Below are 13,473 nucleotides of genomic sequence, written 5' to 3'. Positions count from 1 at the left end.
GGTCACTGGTTCGCTCTTCTCAAAAATACTGACAGTATTTCTACTGAATATTTCTTTGTTGAGCATTTAATGCTTTTTGTTGCAGCATCAAACGCCCACATTTATCGACTGTAAATTTTTAAAGATCTGTTACTGCTTGCTGCGAATCGTTTTGTTCGTCAGCTAAGAAGGAAGAGTATGAAGCGTTTGCAGCATTTCGTCAACCTTCTTTTTTCTCGCTTCACTCTGCATTTACATGCAGTGCCTTGCGAGGGACAGAATCATATCAAAGACCCTCGAAGTTTGGCAAGCGCTTTTCCAGGAAAGCTTTCATGCCTTCTTTTTGGGCGGGCGTACCAAACGCCGACTGGAACAGACGGCGCTCATAAGTAACCCCTTCCGACAGCGTGGTTTCAAACGCGCGGTTGACCGCGTCCTTGATCTGCATCGCCACCGAGGTTGGCATGGCGGCGATTTGTTTGGCCACGGCCAGCGTTTCCTCGATCAGCTTGTCCGCCGGGATTACACGCGACACCAGACCAATGCGCTCAGCTTCCGCCGCGTCAATGGTGCGGGCGGTCAGCAGCATGTCCATGGCCTTGGCCTTGCCGATCACGCGCGGCAGACGCTGTGTGCCGCCGGCGCCGGGCGTCACGCCGACCTTGATTTCCGGCTGGCCGAACTTGGCACTGTCGGCGGCGATCAGGAAGTCGCACATCATCGCCAGTTCGCAGCCGCCGCCCAGCGCGTAGCCGGCCACGGCGCCCACCACCGGCTTGCGGATGCGCAGGATGTGTTCCCAGTTGCGGCCTATATAGTTGTCGCGATACGTATCCGGATAGGTGTATTCCGCCATGGCGGCGATGTCGGCGCCGGCGGCGAAGGCTTTCTCGCTGCCGGTCAGCACGATGCAGCCGATGGCCGGATCGGCGTCGAACTTATATAAGGCGTCGCCCAGCTCGTTCATCATGTTGTCGTTCAGGGCGTTCAGCGCCTTCGGACGGTGCAGACGGATCAGGGCTACTTTATCGTGCACTTCGACGATCAGGTCTTCATACGACATGTGTTCCTCCAGGTGGAATATTTACCGGGCGATTGTAGCGCCTATCCCTCGCGCTGGTATGATTGAAATTCGGCAATCCCCACTGAAAGAGCCTCCCATTTTTAACGCCTTCCGTACCGCGCTGCTGCGTGATGAACTCCTGCGCAACGGCGATTTCCGCCGCTACTGGTCGAGCGCCATCATCAACGGCGTTGGCAGCTATGTCAGCGCGCTGGCGATTCCGCTGTGCGCGGTGCTGATGCTGCACGCCTCGCCGGCGCAGATGGGCATGATGGGCGCGGCGGTCGCCATGCCCTACGCGGTGCTGGCCCTGCCGGCCGGGGTTTTCCTCGACCGCAACCGCAAGCTGCCCATCCTGTTGACCAGCAAAGCGGTGCAGGCACTGTCGCTGCTCAGTATCCCGCTGGTCTGGTGGCTGAACCTGCTGACGATGGAGTGGCTGTATGTGGTTTCCTTCATTGCCGGTTCCTGCGCGGTGGTCGGCGGCGGCGCCGAGGTGGTGTTTCTGACCAATATGATCGGCCGCGACAAGCTGACCGACGCCCAAGCCAAATTCACCGCCACCGATTCCGTCGCGCGCCTGGTGGCGCCCGGCTTTGCCGGCGTGCTGATCCAGTGGCTGACCGCGCCCTACGCGGTGCTGCTGAACGCCATCGGCTTTGTGGTGTCGATCGCCCTGTTGCGCAACGTGACGGCCAGCGATCCCAAACCGCCACCGAGCGACAAGCATCCGCTGCGCGATATTCAGGACGGCATCGTGTTCATCTGGCGTCAGCCGCTGCTACGCACGCTGGCCTGGGCGTCGGGCTGCTGGCACATGCTGTTCTACGGTTTTGGCGCGCTGCAGGTGATCTTCGCCACGCGCGAGCTGGGCATGAGCGCCGGCATGCTGGGCGTGGCGCAGATGATCGGCGGCTTGGGCGTGCTGGTCAGCTCGCTCCTGCTGAAACCACTGACCCGACGCTACGGCCCGGTCGGCGCGATGCTGACCGGCATGGGCCTGTGTGCCTTCGCCTACACGGTCACGCCGTTGATTCCGGCCAATCTGTTCGGCTATCCGCTGGCCAGCGCGATGGTGTGCGCCGCCATGTCCTTCTTCCTTGATTGTGGCGTGATGCTGTTCCTGATGCCCTACACCACTATGCGCCAGAAGGTCACACCGGACGCGTATCTGGGCCGCATGGTCTCCACCATGCGCTTCCTGACGGTGTCGGTGGCGCCGCTGGGCGCGTTGGCGGCCGGCTATCTGGGCGAGCACTTCAGCGTGCGCGCCGGCCTGGGCTGCGTGGCCGCCGGCGGCATCGTCCTGATGCTGTTGTTGGCGCTGTCGCCATCCGTGCGCCAGAAAACCTGACTAGCCAGTAGGCTGACTCCCGTATTCAACGACAGGAGGCAGTCATGTTCAAATCCATACTCTTGCCCACCGACGGGTCCGACCTGTGCGAAAAGGCCACCGCCACGGCGGTGGAATTCGCCAAGCTGCATCAGGCGCGCATCACGGCGATCTCGGTGATCCAGCCGCTGCTGATGCCGTCGCTCGGCGACAGTGGCGCGATGATCAGCATCGACCAATATGAGGTCGACATGAAAGCCGCCGCGCACGACCACATCAACAAGGTGGCGGCGGCGGCCAGCGCGGCCGGCATTCCATTCGAGGGCATGGTGACGGCCTCACCCAATCCCTACGAGGAGATTGTGGCGGCGGCCGAGAAGTACGGCTGCGACCTGATCATGATGGCCTCGCACGGCCGCACCGGCCTGAGCAAGCTGTTAATGGGCAGCGAGACGCAAAGCGTGCTGTCTCACACCAAGCTGCCCGTGCTGGTGCTGCGTTAGAACTTCTTCGGCAGCAGCACCCAGATATTGCCGCGCTGCTTCATGCGGCCTGCACTCTCGGCCGCCTCGGCGCCGAAGCCGAAGAAGTAGTCGACCCGGATGGCGCCGCGAATGGCGCCGCCCGTATCCTGCGCCATCACCAGACGCTGCAGCGGAACAGCGCTATTCGGCATGGTGGTGGACAGGAACACCGGCGCCCCCTGTGGCAGCTGGGTGGCGTCGATGGCGACCGAGCGTTGCGGCGTCAGCGGCACGCCCAGCGAACCTTTCGGCCCCACTTTCGGGTCCGGCAGCTTCTCTTCTTTAAAGAACACATAGCTCGGGTTGGCGTTGAACAGCTCCTGCATGCGGGTCGGATGGGCGGCGATCCACGCCTTGATGCCCTGCGCCGAGGCCTGATCCACGGTCAGCTCGCCCTTTTCCACCAGATATTTGCCGATCGACTTGTAGGGATGGCCGTTCTGGTCGGCATACGCCACGCGCACGGTCTCGCCGGTGTCGGCCAGTTGCACGCGGCCCGAACCCTGCACCTGCAGGAAGAACGACTCCACCGGATCATCGACCCACAGCAGTTCCTTGCCGTTGAAGCCGGGCGATTCGATATCGGCGCGGGCAGCGTAAGGCAGGACCTTCTTGCCGACCACCTTGCCGCGCAGGCGCATGCCCTTCAGCTCGGGGTAGGCGCCGGCCAGGTCGATGGTCACCATATCGTCCGGCACTTGATACAGCGGCGTCTGATAGACACCGCCCTTTTTGCGCGCGCCGCGCAGCAGCGGCTCGTAGTAGCCGGTGATCAGGCCGTCGGTGGCGCCGTCGGGCGCGATCACCTGGTTCGGCTCCATGAAGGTTTCGAAGAAGCGGCGGATCGCCTGCTCGTCATTGCCGTTGACGGTGCGGGCGACGGTGCAAACCTCCTTCCATGTGACCTGCCTGACCAGCACCGAGCACGAGGCGGTGAAGGCCGGCCAGGCGGCGCGCAGGTCGTCCTTGTCCCAGCCGGGCAAAGCGGCGAAGGTGGCCGGCACCATTTGCAGCGCGCCCGGTTTGGCCGGCGGCGTCGGCAGGCCTGGCGGCGTGACCGGCGGCGGTGTCACGACCGGTGGCGGTGTGGCCGGCTTCTCGGGCGGCAAAGGGGTGGTGGTACAAGCGGCCAGGGCAAGCGCAAACGCAACGGCGCCCAGCGGAACGGGTAGACTACGGCGTGCAGATAACATAAAGGATCACTATGTGGCTATTAATGGTGGAAGCGGGCGTGGCGTTCTTCCTGCTGGTCTTCATCGTCTGGTGGACCATGAAAGGCAAGAAGTGATCAGTGCAGCGTGCGCGGCAGCGACAGCACGAATTCCGGAATTTTGACCTCGAACTGGTGGCCGTCCTCGGCCACGCAGAAGTATTCGCCCACCATCGAGCCCTGCGGCGTTTGCAGCGCGGCACCGCTGGTGTATTCGAACTGCTCGCCCGGCTGCAGCAGCGGCTGATGGCCCACCACGCCCAGCCCGCGCACCTCCTCGATGTGGTTGTTGGCGTCCGTGATGGTCCAGTGGCGCGAGATCAGCTGCGCCGCGACCGTGCCGGTGTTCTTGATCGTGATCGAATAGGTGAACACGAAGTTGGTGCGCTCCGGGTCCGACTGATCCGGCAGGTACTGGGTTCTGACCGACACCGTAAATTCATAAGTCGACATCAACATTCCTCTAAATAGCAAGCTTGGCGATCAGATATCACCAAACATCCATTGCACCGCAAATCCGCCCTCGATGCAAGGACGGCGCGGCTGAAAACAGGCGCAACGACACGGACCAGCGTAAAATAACGCATCTTTTTTCTTGCCAGCCCAAGGGCTAGCCCAAAGCCATGACCACTTTCCGCATCGCTCCCAGCATCCTGTCCGCCGATTTCGCCCGTCTGGGCGAAGAGGTACGCAACGTCGTCTCCGCCGGCGCCGACATCATCCACTTTGACGTGATGGACAACCATTACGTTCCAAATCTGACCATCGGCCCGCTGGTATGCCAGGCGATCCGTCCGCATGTGGAAGTGCCGATCGATGTGCACCTGATGGTCAAGCCAGTCGACCGTATCATCCCGGACTTCGCCAAGGCTGGCGCCAACATCATCACCTTCCACCCGGAAGCGTCGGACCACATCGACCGCTCGCTGCAGCTGATCCGCGACCACGGCTGCAAGGCCGGCCTGGTGTTCAACCCGGCCACGCCGCTGAGCTACCTGGAGCACGTGATGGACAAGATCGACATGATCCTGATCATGTCGGTCAATCCCGGCTTCGGCGGCCAGTCCTTCATCCCGCAGGCGCTGAAGAAGATCGCCGAGGCGCGCCGCCTGATCGATGACTCCGGCCGCGACATCCTGCTGGAAGTCGATGGCGGCATCAAGATCGACAACATCGCGGCGGCGGCGGCGGCCGGCGCCGACACCTTTGTCGCCGGCTCGGCCATCTTCGGCCAGCCGGACTACAAGGCGGTGATCGACGCCATGCGCGCCAACCTGGCCAAGGTGTAAGACGATGAGCGTGCTGGCAGGCGTGCGCGCCGCAATCATCGACCTCGACGGCACCATGCTGGACACGATCCCCGACTTCCACGTCGCGATCAACGCCATGCGTGATGAGCTGGGCCTGGCCCCGATCACCCAGCGGCAGATTGCGCTGATGGTCGGCAAGGGCTCGGAGAACCTGATCCGCTCGGTGCTGTCGCTCGATTGGGACGCCGAACGGGTCGAGGCGGCCTTCGCGGCGGCGATGCAGTCCTACCAGCGCAACTACCTGGCCATCAACGGCCATCACAGCACGCTGTTCCCGGACGTGATCGCCGGCCTGGAGGCGCTGAAGGCGCAAGGCCTGCGCCTGGCCTGCGTGACCAACAAGCCGATCGCCTTCACCACCCCGCTGCTCCAGCTCAAGGGCCTGGCGCCGTTCTTCGAAGTGGTCTACGGCGGCGACTCGCTGCCGCGCAAGAAGCCGGACCCGCTGCCGTTGCAAACCGTCTGCGCCGACTTCGGTCTGCGGCCGGCGCAGGCGGTGGCCATCGGCGATTCCTCGAATGACGCGCAAGCGGCGCGGGCGGCGGGTTGCCCGGTATTGACGGTGCCATATGGTTATAACCACGGAGAGTCTATACACGACACGGATTCCGATGGTATAGTAGGAACGCTGCTAGAAGCGGCTAGCCTGATTCGTTCACATCACACCAATAGCTGAACAACTGACCAACATGTCGTCTCTCACCAAAAAACACATCGTCAACCAACCAGGCTCGATTGAGGCCTGGCTGTGGCGACGCTGGCAATCCTGGCATAACTAAGCCGAACTGATTGCTGTCGTCCGCCCGCTTGCGCGCGACAGGTTTTTTGATACATGCACCCCGCCGGCCTCACCTCATCCCGGCGGTATGGAGAGAACACATGACCGAGCTCGAATTCAAATCGTTGGCCACCGATGGCTACAACCGTATTCCGCTGATCGCCGAAGCCTTCGCCGATCTCGAAACCCCGCTCACGCTGTACCTGAAACTGGCGCAGAGCCAGAACGCCGGCAAGAACACCTTCCTGCTGGAGTCGGTGGTGGGCGGCGAGCGTTTCGGCCGCTACTCCTTCATCGGTCTGCCGGCCACCACGCTGCTGCGCACCTTTGGCAACCGCACCGAGATCGTCAAGAACGGCGCGGTGATCGAGACGCACGACGGCAATCCGCTTGATTTCATCGAGGCGTACCAGCAACGCTTTAAAGTGGCGATCCGTCCCGGCATGCCGCGTTTCTGCGGCGGCCTGGCCGGCTACTTCGGCTACGACACCGTGCGCCACATCGAGAAAACGCTGGCCCACAGCGCGCAGAAAGATGACCTGGGCCTGGCCGATATCCAGCTGATGGTGACCGAGGAACTGGCCGTCATCGATAACCTGAGCGGCAAGCTGTATCTGATCGTCTATGCCGACACCACGCAGTCCGAATCCTACGCCAAAGCCAGGCAGCGCCTGAAAGAACTGCGCGTGATGCTGCGCCGTGGCGTGGAAGCGCCGGTGGCCAGCGCCTCGGTGCGCACCGAGGCCGTGCGTGAATTCGCCAAGGAAGATTATCTGAAAGCCGTCGCCCGCGCCCACGAATACGTGCTGGCCGGCGACTTGATGCAGGTGCAGATCGGCCAGCGCATCCGCAAGCCGTATGTCGATTCGCCACTGAACCTGTACCGCGCGCTGCGTTCGCTGAACCCGTCGCCGTATATGTACTTCTACAATTTCGGCGACATGCAGATTGTCGGCGCCTCGCCGGAGATTTTGGTGCGCAACGAGACCGCGCCGGACGGCGAGAAAAAAGTCACGCTGCGCCCGATCGCCGGCACCCGCCCGCGCGGCGCCACGCCGGAACGCGACGCCGAACTGGCCAAGGAACTGCTGGCCGATCAAAAAGAGATCGCCGAACACGTGATGCTGATCGACCTGGCGCGCAATGACCTGGGCCGCATCTCGGAAATCGGCAGCGTGAAAGTGACCGACCGCCTGGTCATCGAAAAGTATTCGCACGTGCAGCACATCGTCTCCAACGTCGAGGGCAAACTGAAAGACGGCTTGTCGAATCTGGACGTGCTACGCGCCACCTTCCCGGCCGGCACGCTGACCGGCGCGCCGAAAGTGCGCGCGATGGAAGTCATCGACGAACTGGAAATCACCAAGCGCGGCATCTATGGCGGCGCCTGCGGCTACCTGTCCTTCGGCGGCGAGATGGACGTGGCGATCGCGATCCGCACCGGCGTGATCAAGGACGGCAACCTGTATGTGCAGGCGGCCGCCGGCATCGTCGCCGACTCCATCGCCGAGATGGAATGGCAGGAAACTGAACACAAGGCGCGCGCTGTGCTGCGCGCCGCCGAGCAAGTACAAGATGGCCTGGATGGGGAGTTCTGATATGCTGCTGATGATCGACAATTACGACTCCTTCACCTACAACATCGTGCAGTACTTCGGCGAACTGGGTGAGGATGTACGCGTCTACCGCAACGACGAAATCACGATCGCGGAAATCGAGGCGCTGAACCCCGACCACATCTGCATTTCGCCGGGCCCGAAAGACCCGTCGCAGGCGGGTATCTCCATCGAAGTGCTGAAACACTTCGCCGGCAAGAAGCCGATTCTGGGCGTGTGCCTTGGCCACCAGGCCATCGGCGAAGCGTTCGGCGGCAAGATCATTCGCGCCAAGCAGGTCATGCATGGCAAAACTTCTTTAATCGCGCATACGGGCGTGGGCGTCTTCAAGGACCTCCCGTCTCCCTTCACGGTGATTCGCTATCACTCGCTGGCAATCGAGCGTAGCTCGCTGCCGTCCTGCCTGGAAGTCACGGCATGGACCGACGATGGCGAAATCATGGGCGTGCGGCACAAGGAATACGACATCGAGGGCGTGCAGTTCCACCCCGAGTCCATCCTGTCCGAACACGGCCATCAACTGTTGAAGAACTTCCTCGTCCGCTGATTAAAGAAAGAACCGTCATGCCTATCACCTATCAAGAAGCGCTGGTGCGCTGCATCGAACACCGCGAGATTTTCCACGACGAGATGCTGCACCTGTTCCGCCAGATCATGTCCGGCGAAATGTCGCCGACCATGGTCGCGGCCCTGACCATGGGCCTGCGCGTGAAAAAAGAAACCATCGGCGAAATCGCCGCCGCCGCGCAAGTGATGCGCGAATTCTCCACCAAGGTGCCGATGGCCGACACCGCCGGTCTGCTGGACATCGTCGGCACCGGCGGCGATGGCGCGCATACCTTCAACATCTCCACCACCGCGATGTTCGTCGCGGCGGCGGCCGGCGCACGCGTGGCCAAGCATGGCGGCCGCAGTGTGTCGTCGTCGTCGGGCAGCGCGGACGTGATCGAGTCGCTGGGCGCCAACATCAACCTGGCGCCGGAGCAGATCGCGCAATCGATCGCGCAGACCGGCATCGGCTTCATGTTCGCGCCGAACCACCACGCGGCCATGAAGCACGTGGCGCCGGTGCGCAAGGAGTTGGGTGTGCGCTCCATCTTCAATATTCTGGGCCCGCTGACCAATCCGGCCGGCGCGCCGAATATTCTGATGGGCGTATTCCACGCCGACCTGGTGGGGATACAGGTGCGTGTGCTGCAGCGCCTCGGCGCGCAGCACGCCATCGTGGTGTACGGCAAAGACAATATGGACGAGGTGTCGCTGGGCGCGGCCACCATGGTCGGTGAACTGGTTGACGGCGAGATCCGCGAGTACGAGATCCATCCTGAAGATTTCGGCATGCCGATGATCGCCAGCCGTAATCTGAAGGTGGCCGATGCGACCGAATCGAAGCAGCGCATGATGGAAGCGCTGCGCGGCGAGCCCGGTCCGGCCTTCGATATCGTGGCGCTGAACGCTGGCACCGCGCTGTACGCGGCCGGTGTGGCCGACTCGATCGAAGATGGCCTGAAGCGCGCGCGCTTCGCCATCACGTCTGGCGCCGCGCTGCGCAAGATCGATCAATTCGTCGAAGTGACCCAAAACCTGGGCCGCTAAGCTGTGCGGGAATGACAGGATAACGCTATGTTTGGCATTCACGACCTGCCCCTGTTTATCATCTCCGGCCTGCTGCTGAACATCATGCCCGGCCCGGATTCGCTGCTGATCATGACGCGCAGCGCCACCCAGGGCTGGCGCGCCGGATCGGCCGCCACGCTGGGCATCGGCGCCGGCACCATGGTGCATGTGCTGGCGGCGGCGCTGGGCTTGTCGGCGCTGTTGTCGACGTCCGCCGCCGCGTTCACGCTGGTCAAGTGGATCGGCGCGGCATACATCGTCTACATGGGCATCGGCATGCTGCGCGCCAAACTGCGCGGCGATGCGCCGCAAGTCGATACGCCTGCATTGCAGCCGCTCGCATGGCGCAAGATCTTCTTCCAGGGCTTCCTGACCAATGTGCTGAATCCCAAGGTGGCGCTGTTCTTCCTGGCTTTCGTGCCACAATTTATCCAGACGGATTCCAGCAACAAGCCGCTGGCATTCATCATTCTTGGCGCTATTTTTAATTTTAACGGCATGCTGTATTGCCACGGCCTTGCCTTGTTCACCGCTTTTGCCAGCGCGCGCTTGAATATCAAGCCACTGGTGTCGCTGTGGCTCAACCGCACGATGGGTGGTCTGTTTCTGGCCCTCGGCGTGCGTCTTGCACTCTCGGAGCAACGTTAATCATGTCTGATATTCTGAATAAAATCCTCGCGGTCAAAGCCGAAGAAGTGGCGGCCGCAAAAAAACACCGCGGTTTCGCCAGCCTGCGCGACGACGTGGAATCGAATACCGAACTGCGCGCCGGCCTGCGCGGCTTTGAAGCCAGCCTGCGCGCCAAAATCGCCGCCGGCAAGCCTGGCGTGATCACCGAAATTAAAAAGGCATCGCCATCGAAAGGCGTGATCCGCGCCGATTTTCACCCGGCCGATATCGCCGCCACCTACGAAGCCAATGGCTCCGCGTGCCTGTCGGTATTAACCGACGAGCAGTTTTTCCAAGGTTCGGTGGCATATTTACAGCAGGCGCGCGCCGCCTGCTCGCTGCCGGTATTACGCAAAGACTTCATGATCGATATTTACCAGATCTACGAAGCACGCGCGATGGGTGCCGACGCCATTCTATTAATCGTCTCCGCGCTGGATCACGGTCTGATGGCGGAAATGGAAGCCGTCACCCATGAATTGGGTATGGACGTACTGGTTGAAACCCATGACGGCGACGAATTAACCGCCGCGCTGAAATTAAAAACCCGTCTGGTCGGCGTGAATAACCGTAATTTGCGTACTTTCGAGGTGTCGCTGCAAAATACGTTGGGCTTATTGGATCGTATGCCGGACGATAAACTGGTCATTACCGAATCTGGCATTCTGACACCGGCCGACGTAAAAACCATGCGCGATGCAAACGTTAATGCATTCCTGGTCGGTGAAGCCTTTATGCGCGCACCGGACCCTGGCGCCGAATTAGCCCGCCTGTTCAATTAAACCACTGCCGCTGAATACGGCGGATTCCCTCTTTTCAAAGTAATCGCTGACGATAGTCGATATCGCCAGCGATTACTGCTGCGCGGCGCATTTGTTGGCCAAGCGCCGAAGCGTGGAAAAATGCTGGAAATTGGCTTTTACATGCCAAAAACTGGCATGGCGTGGACGAAAAAAAGGCCGCATCTGTCGGATGCGGCCTTTTATTTAGCGGCTCGCGCTCGGGCGTAACGGGCCAGAAGGCTTCTTCGCCGCTGGCTCCAGCGCCAGCGAAATGGCCGGTACCCGGTCGCCTTGCAGCGTCAGATCAAAGGTCATCAATTCATCGCGGCGGAAAGCATGGATTTCCACCGTATCCCCAACCGCATAGCGCGACAACAGATTATCCAGATTGGCCGCCGTCACACGCAAACCATCGACCGCGATCAGAATATCCCCGGCCGATAATCCGGCACGATGCGCGGCGCCATTTTCATGAACGGCTGACAGTTTGCAGTCATTACCATCCTTGCCCAGATTGGCATCGAAACTCGGCTTACCCGGTTTACGCTCATCGTTATATTTAACGCCGAATGGCGCCAGCAGTTTAGCCAGCGGCAAATCCTCGGTGCCACGAATATATTTATCAAAGAACGGCTTGAACCGGCCACCGCTGATTTCATCGAATAATGCTTCAGCTTCGGCTGGCGTAACACCACGGCCTCCGCCGGCATAAAAATCACGGCCATAACGCGTCCATAATGCACGCATGACGTCATCCAGCGATTTTTCACCACCAGTTTTAGCGCGAATACTCAAATCCAGCGCCAGGCCAATTAAAGAACCTTTGGTGTAATAACTGACGATGGCATTCGGCGCATTCTCATCCTGGCGATAATACTTACCCCAGGCGTCGAAACTCGAATCCGCGACACTTTGTTTCAAGCGGCCAGCGCCACGCAATACGCTGCCCATGGTTTTACCCAGCAATTTGAAATAAGCCGGCTCGTCGATAATCCCGGCCCGCACCAGCATCAAATCGTCGTAATAACTGGTGAATCCTTCAAACAGCCACAGCAGCGGAGAATAGTTTTCGACTTGCAGGTTATACGGCGCAAACGCCGCCGGCTTGATGCGCTTCACATTCCATGTGTGGAAATACTCGTGGCTGCACAAGCCCAGGTATTGCAGGTAGCCGTCGCTGACGTCTTTGGTCTTGGCCGAGGTGGTCGGCAAATCGTTGCGGTTGCAAATCAGCGCGGTCGAGGCGCGGTGTTCCAGGCCGCCGTAGCCGTCGCCGACCGCCATGGTCATGAACACATAACGGTCCACCGGCGCCTTTTTGGTCTTCGGCTCGAAGAAGGCGATCTGGGTTTCGCAGATTTTTTTCAGGTCGGCGCTCAGGCGCGCCAGGTCCAGATTGGGCACGCGGCCGGTGATGACGATGTCGTGCGGGATGCCATGCGCCTTGAAAGTGGCCAGCGCGAAGTCACCCAGCTCCACCGGATGGTCGATCAGCTCATCGTAGTCGGACGCGATGTAAGTGCCAAAACCATAACGTTTCGCCTTCAGCTCCGGCAGCGATGTGGCCACGCGCCAGTTTTGCGCGGCTTCGTGCGCCGGTCGCTGGATGTCCACCATGTGCGGCTGGTCTTCCTGTCCCAGCACGCGCAGGAACACGCTGGTGCCGTTGAAGAAGCCGTGGTTCTGGTCCAAGTGCGCGGCGCGCACCGACAGGTCCCAGGCGTAGACTTCATAATGCACCGTCAGGGCAGCGCTGCGGTCGGCCAGCGGCGCGGCCTGCCACGAGTGCTTATCCAGCTTGGTCAACTCGACCGGCTCACCCTTCGATTCGGCACGAATGCGCACAATGTTGCGGGAAAACTCACGGATCATGTAGCTGCCCGGTATCCAGGCCGGCAGCGCGAAAATCTGGCCGCCGTCATCCGGCGCGGCCACCGTGACCGAGACATGGAACAAGTGCGCCGCCAGATCGTGGCCGACGATGGTATAGGCGATCGCCGGAAGTTTTTTGCTCGGTTTTTTCATCATAAATCCTGTTTTGTGTCGATGTCGCGCACTACGCCTTCATCATTGACCGCCACCTCGCTGACTGGATGGCTTTTTAAAATCGCGCGCGCGCCCTGATCCCCTTCCAGCGCCAGCAGCAACGGCAAGTGATAGGCACTGAAGGCGACGGGATTGCCGCGCCTTCCCTCAAACACGGGTGCGGCGATATGCGCGCCACCCGCTATTGTAGCGGCCAACGCACGCATGGTTTGCGGCAGGACGTAAGGCATGTCGCCCAGTCCTATCAGCCAGCCTTCGGCGGCCTTGGTGTGTTCGATGGCGGTGATGAGGGATTCGGCCATGCCCAGGTCCGCGTCGGCGCAGATGCGCACTTCGCAACCCAGACGGCCCAGCAGCGCGGCAACCTGGTCGTCGCCTTCGCGTACCACGGCCAGCACGCGCGGGAGCGCGGCCAGCATATTCTTCGCGCTGGCGGCGATGACGATGTCGCCATCGGCCAGCGTTTGCAGCAGTTTGTTTTGTACGCCGGACGGATCGAAGCGTCGACCACGTCCGGCTGCCAGCAAAATGCCGGTAATCGCCATC

The 13,473-nt window shown here is 61.0% G+C and carries 14 protein-coding genes; 9 read left to right on the top strand and 5 right to left on the bottom strand.

Annotated elements, in window-relative coordinates:
• Positions 1 to 265: 265 nt before the first annotated feature.
• Positions 266 to 1,042 (bottom strand): enoyl-CoA hydratase, encoded by a 777-nt coding sequence (locus GTP44_RS22220; RefSeq protein ID WP_161021128.1) that lies wholly within the window; start codon positions 1,040 to 1,042, stop codon positions 266 to 268.
• Between the two features lie 58 nt (positions 1,043 to 1,100).
• On the opposite strand from GTP44_RS22220, the gene GTP44_RS22215 reads away from it, so the two are divergent.
• Together GTP44_RS22215 and GTP44_RS22210 are read left to right on the top strand one after the other, a co-directional pair.
• Positions 1,101 to 2,396: an MFS transporter gene (locus tag GTP44_RS22215; RefSeq protein ID WP_161021127.1), complete on the top strand. Its 1,296-nt coding sequence runs from the start codon at positions 1,101 to 1,103 to the stop codon at positions 2,394 to 2,396.
• 44 nt (positions 2,397 to 2,440) lie between these two features.
• On the top strand, positions 2,441 to 2,878 hold the full coding sequence (locus GTP44_RS22210) for a universal stress protein (RefSeq protein WP_161021126.1): 438 nt from the start codon (positions 2,441 to 2,443) through the stop codon (positions 2,876 to 2,878).
• Here GTP44_RS22210 and mltA read toward each other — a convergent pair.
• Both mltA and apaG read right to left on the bottom strand, forming a co-directional pair.
• Positions 2,875 to 4,092, bottom strand: coding sequence for a murein transglycosylase A (mltA, locus tag GTP44_RS22205; RefSeq protein ID WP_161021125.1), 1,218 nt, complete (start codon positions 4,090 to 4,092; stop codon positions 2,875 to 2,877). The genes GTP44_RS22210 and mltA overlap by 4 nt on opposite strands.
• Positions 4,093 to 4,187: 95 nt before the next feature.
• Positions 4,188 to 4,562, bottom strand: a complete 375-nt coding sequence (gene apaG / locus GTP44_RS22200; protein ID WP_160992385.1) for a Co2+/Mg2+ efflux facilitator ApaG/CorD — start codon at positions 4,560 to 4,562, stop codon at positions 4,188 to 4,190.
• 170 nt (positions 4,563 to 4,732) lie between these two features.
• Between apaG and rpe the strand changes: the two genes are divergently transcribed.
• From rpe to trpC, 7 genes are all read left to right on the top strand, one after another.
• Positions 4,733 to 5,398 carry a ribulose-phosphate 3-epimerase gene (gene rpe / locus GTP44_RS22195; RefSeq protein WP_160992384.1) on the top strand — a complete coding sequence of 222 codons (666 nt, stop codon included), beginning with the start codon at positions 4,733 to 4,735 and terminating at the stop codon, positions 5,396 to 5,398.
• Positions 5,399 to 5,402: 4 nt separating this feature from the next.
• The gene (locus GTP44_RS22190) at positions 5,403 to 6,095 is read left to right on the top strand and encodes a phosphoglycolate phosphatase (protein WP_161021124.1); all 693 of its coding nucleotides are present in this window, start codon (positions 5,403 to 5,405) and stop codon (positions 6,093 to 6,095) included.
• A 203-nt stretch (positions 6,096 to 6,298) separates the two neighbouring features.
• The gene (trpE, locus tag GTP44_RS22185; RefSeq protein ID WP_161021123.1) at positions 6,299 to 7,795 is read left to right on the top strand and encodes an anthranilate synthase component I; all 1,497 of its coding nucleotides are present in this window, start codon (positions 6,299 to 6,301) and stop codon (positions 7,793 to 7,795) included.
• Between the two features lies 1 nt (position 7,796).
• Entirely contained in the window at positions 7,797 to 8,360 is a 564-nt protein-coding gene (locus GTP44_RS22180) for an anthranilate synthase component II (RefSeq protein ID WP_160992381.1), read from the top strand.
• Between the two features lie 17 nt (positions 8,361 to 8,377).
• Positions 8,378 to 9,409 carry an anthranilate phosphoribosyltransferase gene (gene trpD / locus GTP44_RS22175; protein ID WP_161021122.1) on the top strand — a complete coding sequence of 344 codons (1,032 nt, stop codon included), beginning with the start codon at positions 8,378 to 8,380 and terminating at the stop codon, positions 9,407 to 9,409.
• A gap of 27 nt (positions 9,410 to 9,436) precedes the next feature.
• Positions 9,437 to 10,078, top strand: coding sequence for a LysE family translocator (locus GTP44_RS22170; protein ID WP_161021121.1), 642 nt, complete (start codon positions 9,437 to 9,439; stop codon positions 10,076 to 10,078).
• Positions 10,079 to 10,080: 2 nt separating this feature from the next.
• A complete protein-coding gene (gene trpC, locus GTP44_RS22165) occupies positions 10,081 to 10,881 on the top strand; it encodes an indole-3-glycerol phosphate synthase TrpC (RefSeq protein WP_161021120.1) in 801 nt (266 codons plus the stop codon).
• Between the two features lie 204 nt (positions 10,882 to 11,085).
• Here the strand turns inward: trpC and GTP44_RS22160 are convergent, their stop codons facing one another.
• Together GTP44_RS22160 and GTP44_RS22155 are read right to left on the bottom strand one after the other, a co-directional pair.
• Positions 11,086 to 12,906, bottom strand: a complete 1,821-nt coding sequence (locus GTP44_RS22160) for a M61 family metallopeptidase (protein ID WP_161021119.1) — start codon at positions 12,904 to 12,906, stop codon at positions 11,086 to 11,088.
• The gene (locus GTP44_RS22155) at positions 12,906 to 13,472 is read right to left on the bottom strand and encodes a nucleotidyltransferase family protein (protein WP_161021118.1); all 567 of its coding nucleotides are present in this window, start codon (positions 13,470 to 13,472) and stop codon (positions 12,906 to 12,908) included. The genes GTP44_RS22160 and GTP44_RS22155 overlap by 1 nt, the downstream gene beginning before the upstream one ends.
• Between the last annotated feature and the right edge of the window lies 1 nt (position 13,473).

This window comes from Duganella lactea (assembly GCF_009857505.1).
GTDB classification, from domain to species: Bacteria; Pseudomonadota; Gammaproteobacteria; order Burkholderiales; family Burkholderiaceae_D; genus Rugamonas; species Rugamonas lactea.
The sequence above is the reverse complement of the archived record's forward strand: the minus strand, read 5'-3'. Positions and strand labels throughout refer to the sequence as shown.